The 1,227-nt window shown below is 64.2% G+C and carries 2 protein-coding genes; one reads left to right on the top strand and one right to left on the bottom strand.

The features are described from left to right. Positions 1 to 608 (top strand): HEAT repeat domain-containing protein (locus tag AC0B9F_RS38230; RefSeq protein WP_472010424.1); only part of this gene is annotated, 608 nt, incomplete at its 5' end. 44 nt (positions 609 to 652) lie between these two features. Here AC0B9F_RS38230 and AC0B9F_RS38225 read toward each other — a convergent pair. Beyond that, positions 653 to 946, bottom strand: a complete 294-nt coding sequence (locus AC0B9F_RS38225) for an SdpI family protein (RefSeq protein WP_472010426.1) — start codon at positions 944 to 946, stop codon at positions 653 to 655. Positions 947 to 1,227 lie beyond the last annotated feature (281 nt).

Below are 1,227 nucleotides of genomic sequence, written 5' to 3'. Positions count from 1 at the left end.
CATTGCCCGTCGACGCACTCGTCGAAGCCATCCTGTCGGAGAAGGATGCCAACGTGGCGGGTGCGTTGCAGTGGGCGTTGGCGAGGAGCGAAGGTGCGGGCCTTGCAGGTCTCACGAAGGGGCTCGAATCGGAGGACGTCGAGGTTCGACGCCGCGCGACGTCGGCCATATCCGGGATCCACGCCGAGGAAGCAACTCGGTCACTGAAGCGAGCTCTCGATGATTCGGACGCGATAGTCCGCGCTGATGCCGCTCTCACCCTCGGATCTCGCGGAGAGGCCGTCTCGATGCCCGCTCTCCTCGAGATGGTCGCCGACGGGCGACGCGACGTCGAGGCCGGAGAGGTGCTCGGTCTTCTCGCGGAGCACTCACCGACAAGCGGTGAGGTCGTCGATGCCGTGCAGGCAAGACTCGACGGCACTGACAACGCCCCGACGAGGTTGCGAATCACGCAGGCACTCGCTGAGATTCCCGGCGCGGCGGCCCGGGAAGCGCTCGCCCGGCTGACACGCGACGACGACAAGACGGTCGCGTCCACGGCAGCGGCGATCCTCGAGATGCGGGACCGTGGACCACGCCGGCGCGAACGACCGCGTATCGGGAACTGAAATCGGAGAACTAGGGCACCTCTGACAAATGCGGGCCCGGGTGGTCAGCGCCGCAACGATTTTGCCGCGGCGTTGCCCTTCAACGCTGCACAGAGCAGGACAAGGAGCACCGCTAGAAACACGACTGTTGAGGCGACAGCCGACACCACAGATCCGAAACCTGTCACGACACCGATGGCGACCTGCATGCACAGTCCCACTACGGCTGTCCACACCGTCCGGCGTAGAAGGGGCCACGCAATCCGATGGGCCAATTGCCACGCCTCGGGGCTCGAGATCGTCGCCTTCGTGCGTATGCCGACAACGGGATTCGGTTCATCACCGACGACTCGCGGCATGAGCCCAGCAACGAACGCGAGGATAAGCGTCGACGACGCAAGTGAGGCCGTCAGGCCTAGTAAGTCAGGCGATTCCATCCGTCCAGCCCCCAATCGGCAGATTTGACTCAGCGGACGGTGCCGCCGGGACACGTCCGACTGTATGCGAACGAAGGCATGTACAGCTGTTCGGGTGACGCGATTTCGGGCCTTGCCGGATGAGTAGGGGCCACGTTCTCGGACCGTTGTCAAACAAGCCCTAGTGCGGATCACCTACGCAGAAAAGGTTTCCCGCCGGATCC

The sequence above is a fragment of the Streptomyces sp. NPDC097129 genome (genome assembly GCF_055668065.1).
The sequence above is the reverse complement of the archived record's forward strand: the minus strand, read 5'-3'. Positions and strand labels throughout refer to the sequence as shown.

Coding starts and splice junctions, on each gene's coding strand:
- AC0B9F_RS38225 (WP_472010426.1), bottom strand. CDS start 946: ATGCCGCGAGTCGTCGGTGATGAACCGAATCCCGTTGTCGGCATACGC.